The sequence below is a fragment of the uncultured Agitococcus sp. genome (genome assembly GCF_937920075.1).
Taxonomy (GTDB): Bacteria; Pseudomonadota; Gammaproteobacteria; order Pseudomonadales; family Moraxellaceae; genus Agitococcus.
Genome location: NZ_CALETI010000389.1, coordinates 1 through 4805 on the forward strand (window position 1 = coordinate 1; position 4805 = coordinate 4805).

The following is a 4805-nucleotide window of genomic DNA, read 5'->3' on the forward strand; positions in this document are numbered from 1 at the left end:
AAAATCACTAGAGGCGACTAACTCTGGGTTATCAAAAAAACTATCCCAAATATTTTCCACAGGACTAATAATGCGCTCGACACCAACCATTCGCACAAATACTTTTTCGGTTTGTGCCGAAAAACGATAAACACTCGGTAAACGTACCGACTGCGTGCGGTTATTCATAAAAATAGAGCTAATCATCTATTTCTCCTAAAATTAATGATGCTATATACTTTGAGTATATACATTTAAAGGCCAAAGTCTATGGGTACTTTTGATGATAAAATGTTAAAGAAAGCTAATGAGAATATAATTCTCGAAGAACGTTTAATCAGTCTTTCACCTGTCCAAGTAAATTTAGAAGAATTGCGTCATCAAGCTGCACAAAATCTAATGGTTTTAGCAGGCACAAACCCTGACATGGTCGGTATCCCTCGTCATTTAGAAGACAAACAGAATCAATGAATCTCATCCTCCTAACACCCGAAGATTGTCCTCAATCTAATATTGCACATTTAACTGGCCGCCGTTTGCAACACGTTTTAGAAGTTCACCAAGCACAAGTAGGACAGCATTTGCGCGTGGGAATGATGAATGGCTTAATGGGTAATGCTGAAGTCGTGCGTTTAGACAAGCAGTCTTTGCAACTGCGTTTTGAGTTAGACCAAGCTCCACCAGCAAAGCTACCGTTAACCTTATTGCTCGCCTTACCGCGTCCAAAAATGCTCAAGCGGATTTTTCAAACCGTTGCCACCATGGGGGTTGAGCGTGTGGTGTTGATGAATAGTTATCGTGTAGAAAAGAGTTTTTGGGATAGTCCTTTTTTGCAGCCAGACGCCATTCAAGAGCAACTTATTTTAGGTTTAGAACAAGGCAAAGACACGATTTTACCCGAAATCATCTTAGAAAAACGTTTTAAACCTTTTGTCGAAGATAGATTAACAAGTTTAGCAGGGGATAGCCTAAAATTAGTGGCTCATCCTATGGCACAACAATCATGTCCACGCGATGTACAACAAGCAGTCACCTTAGCGATTGGTTGTGAAGGTGGGTTTATACCCTATGAGGTGAATTTATTGGCTGAACACGGATTTACACCTGTTGGTTTAGGTGAGCGAATTTTGCGGGTTGAAACTGCTGTGACGGCTTTGATTGCGCGCTTGTTTTAGGGATTCGTATTGGCTGTCCACCAGTTTGGTTTTATGTCAGGTTCTACAGCGAAAATATCTTTAAGAATGGCAACCAAATCATAAGAAACTAATCCGTCTATATGTTCATGTAATGACTCATCAATATTATTATGTAAAGCGTCTAACACAAAATCGATGCCGTGAATTCGTGCGAGTTTGGCCGCTGGTACAAAGTCGCTATCGCCAGCAATGAGTATAATTTTATTAACCAATTTTTGTTGTGCTAATGTGGAAATATCAATGCCTAATTTAATATCAACACCTTTTTGTCTCATTTCATAATAGAAGTCATCATTAGAAAGTTGTTCAAAAGATATTTCTTCTCGTAAAAGTTTGTTGAGAGTCGTATCTTTCAACTTCCATTGTTTCTCATGTTTGATAGAGCCTAAACGTAATGCAAATTTAGGCTGTTTTTTGAGTCGCTCTAAAATCTCACTACGCTGTATATTTTTCTTATCTTTGGCGAAGTCTAAAACTCGTTTATGTGTTTCACCTTGATTGAGAAGTGGTAAATGTACTTTAATAGTTAGTGGTGGGGAGTCGTAGTAAAAAATTCGGTATGTGTGTTGATAAATATTTTTTGGGCAGTTGAATAGATGTTTTTTAATAATCTGTTGTATAACAAGAATAATTTGCTCTGATGTTAAATCAGGTTTAGATGAGTAATATTTCCGTTTAAAAAATTGCAAGCGGTTTAGAAAAAAAGACCCATCAATGAGAAATGCTATTTTAATATCCATATTTTTAGCTTCACCACAAATAAAAAACCCACGGGTAAGGCCTAGTTATTACAAAATAAACTTAGACGAAGCCGTGGGCTGAACAACTTCAGTTTAAGAAGTTTATTGCTTTATGTCAATAATAAAAATTATTTAAGCCTTGCTTGCAACCATCCCGAAATATCCATGACTTCTTCTAAACACACTTCATGTTCCATTTCATAACTACGGTAGTAGGGTTGATAACCCATCGTGCGTAAGCTTTGTAAGGCTTGGCTACCTAATAACTCATTAACCACACTGTCATAAATGCCATGAAAAATGGCAATTGGCAGTTGTTGATTGGCAGGGTTAATTGCAACGGTTTTATGGGTCGCAAAATAACTCGACAACACCAATAACCCACCTAAAGATTTAGGATAGGTCAATGCTGTTTGATAGGCCACAGCACCCCCTTGCGAAAAACCTGCCAAAATAATCCGCTCACTCGCAATGCCGCGCGCAATTTCACGGTCAATAAACTGAGCAATAGCAGCACTTGAGGCAAAAAGCTGTTGCTCATCAATTTCGCGCTCAATGCTCATCGCAGTAATATCATACCAAGCAGGCATAATATAACCACCATTGATGGTCACAGGCATTTCGGGCGCATGAGGAAAAATAAAGCGAATTGCCAAATCTTCAGGCAGGTCAAGTTCGGGAATAATCGGCACAAAATCATCACCACTTGCCCCCAAACCATGCAACCAAATGACGGTTGCTGTGGCAGGAGTGGCAGGATTCAGTTCGATATGTGGCAATAATTCCGTACTCATGTTAGAAGTTACTCGTGGTTTTAATGGCAGAAATTTGTACTTTGTCATTAATTAACATCAGTTCAACCTCCATATTTTGTTCAACGTTAATTTGTTGTTCAAAGATAGTACGGCTTTCTTTGAGTTTTAAATTCACCGTCGCCAATAAACCTGCTTGGGTTAAATTGTATTTAAGATCACTGACATCGTATTTTTCGTTGTCAGCAAAATGCCAAGCTGATTTGATTTGTTGCAAATATTGAGGTTTAGATAAACTAAAAGTTTGCCCCATTTTGCTTAGAGTAAGTTTGATTTGAGCATTATCAGCCAATAAATTAATCAGCTTTTTTTCGTCACGCTGCTGAGCAGCTTTAAAAAAATCTTTGACTAAATTCGTGGAAGCACGTTTGCTTAAACTGTCAGCATAAGTAGGGCTAGCTAATAAGCAGGATGCTAATAGGGCAATAGAAAAAAGACGCATAATGCTTACTCCTTGTTATCACTGCATTCGTTACGTTTGGGGTTGTCTTTACAACGGACTTTTTTGAGCAGGGCAATCATCTTTTTATCGTAAATACCTTCTTCAGTCATACTAAGACGTGCGTCTCGTAATAGACCTTGATAGTTTTCATATTCACCATCAGGTGCAGGTAAAAAGTAAACAATTTCTTCTTCCGCTTTAGTGATAGGCTTTTGTAGGCTATCAAACATACCTGCAAAATAACTACGTGATTTTTGACCAAAATCTGCGGAGAATTTATGGAAATGAGCAACAACTTGTAAGCTTAGATGAGCAATTGGCATATTTAAGACTAAGCCTGTGTTACCAACACCTTTAAATAATTCTAATGGCATATAAGCAATGGCAGGGGCAGCAATAATATCTGCTTCGGCTTTATTAAATTTCGCAGCAAAATCATCAATATCGGCAGCTAAGGCTTGAAATCCTAAACGTTCAGCCATGCGGAGTTGTACCAAGTCATGTGCTAAAACGGCAATTTTACGGCCTTTAAGTTTTTCAACAGAATTAATCTCACGATTGTTTAAAAATAAGTATGCGCCGCCAATTGGTAACACACCAATCACTTCATAACCATCTTGTGTCATGAGTTTGCTAGCTTCTGGGCGAGAAATGGTTTCAATAACAGATTTCATTTGTTGGTCGTTTTGTAGGCCACCAATCGCTTCAATACTACTGCTAAATAAATTAAATTCACGGGCGCGGATGCCTGTCATTGTCGCAATATCACAACGGCCAGCACTAAAATCTTCAGCGATTTTTTCTTCGCTGGTATAGGCTTTTAATTCTAATTCAACATTCCATTTGCGGGCAGCAGTGGCATATTCGCGCATCGTACCGTAAAACGGCCCTTGCATGCCTAATACATCAAATACACATAAGCTTTGTGCATTACTAAGACTACTGATGAGGGCAAAGCTACTGCCCAAAAGAACTTGTTTTAAACGAGGAAAAAAAGCTAAGCCATTCATGGATAACAACTCCAATTTTTGTTGGCTGAATCATACTCTGTTTAGCTTTTTTTCTCCAAATCTTTGTTTAACAACAGCACTTTTAAGGATTAATTTGGTGCCATGATGTTTTGCTGTAGGCGATGTTTGCGACGAATCGCATCTGGCGTGTCGTTTGCCCATTTTTGAAAAGCACGGGTAAAGCTGGCTTGATCGCTATACCCCACAACATTAGCAATTCGCTCAATACTCATTTTTGAATATTTTAAATAACGTGTTGCTGCCTGCATCCGTACTTCTAAACGAATATCATTAAAGCACATACCAATATCAGCTAAACGTCGTCGTAAAGTGCGCACACTCATATTTAGATACTGAGCCACATCATCAGCCGTGAGAGCTTGGTCAGCGCGCGATAAAATAAAAGCCCTCATTTTGACGACCAAACTGTGTTCATAAAAAGGGTCACTTTGTTCGGTGGTACTAGTGACTTTATGTTGTTGCGAATAATGGTCAGCAGAGTAAAAACGAATTTCATTATGTGTGCTGCCTATTTCGATGGGAATGGGTAATAACTCTGCTAAATGAGGGGAACTAACAGCAGCTTGAAAAAGTATTAAAACCTACCTATTTAGTGTATTTTTTAG

The 4805-nt window shown here is 38.6% G+C and carries 8 protein-coding genes; 2 read left to right on the forward strand and 6 right to left on the reverse strand.

What is annotated here, in order from left to right:
• The coding region (vapB, locus tag Q0212_RS13240; RefSeq protein ID WP_297926299.1) for a type II toxin-antitoxin system VapB family antitoxin at positions 1-186 on the reverse strand (186 nt) is incomplete at its 3' end.
• 63 nt (positions 187-249) lie between these two features.
• Here vapB and Q0212_RS13245 point away from each other — a divergent pair.
• Both Q0212_RS13245 and Q0212_RS13250 read left to right on the forward strand, forming a co-directional pair.
• On the forward strand, positions 250-450 hold the full coding sequence (locus Q0212_RS13245) for a hypothetical protein (RefSeq protein WP_297926301.1): 201 nt from the start codon (positions 250-252) through the stop codon (positions 448-450).
• Entirely contained in the window at positions 447-1154 is a 708-nt protein-coding gene (locus Q0212_RS13250) for a 16S rRNA (uracil(1498)-N(3))-methyltransferase (RefSeq protein ID WP_297926303.1), read from the forward strand. The genes Q0212_RS13245 and Q0212_RS13250 overlap by 4 nt, the downstream gene beginning before the upstream one ends.
• Here the strand turns inward: Q0212_RS13250 and Q0212_RS13255 are convergent.
• The 5 genes from Q0212_RS13255 to Q0212_RS13275 form a co-directional block, all read right to left on the reverse strand.
• Complete coding sequence (locus Q0212_RS13255) at positions 1151-1915, reverse strand: NYN domain-containing protein (RefSeq protein ID WP_297926305.1); 765 nt, start codon at positions 1913-1915, stop codon at positions 1151-1153. The genes Q0212_RS13250 and Q0212_RS13255 overlap by 4 nt on opposite strands.
• A 128-nt stretch (positions 1916-2043) precedes the next feature.
• A complete protein-coding gene (locus tag Q0212_RS13260; protein ID WP_297926306.1) occupies positions 2044-2709 on the reverse strand; it encodes a carboxylesterase in 666 nt (221 codons plus the stop codon).
• A gap of 1 nt (position 2710) precedes the next feature.
• Positions 2711-3169, reverse strand: a complete 459-nt coding sequence (locus tag Q0212_RS13265) for a hypothetical protein (protein WP_297926308.1) — start codon at positions 3167-3169, stop codon at positions 2711-2713.
• A gap of 5 nt (positions 3170-3174) precedes the next feature.
• Complete coding sequence (locus Q0212_RS13270) at positions 3175-4179, reverse strand: putative solute-binding protein (RefSeq protein ID WP_297926311.1); 1005 nt, start codon at positions 4177-4179, stop codon at positions 3175-3177.
• Positions 4180-4268: 89 nt separating this feature from the next.
• A complete protein-coding gene (locus tag Q0212_RS13275) occupies positions 4269-4592 on the reverse strand; it encodes an AraC family transcriptional regulator (RefSeq protein WP_297926313.1) in 324 nt (107 codons plus the stop codon).
• Between the last annotated feature and the right edge of the window lie 213 nt (positions 4593-4805).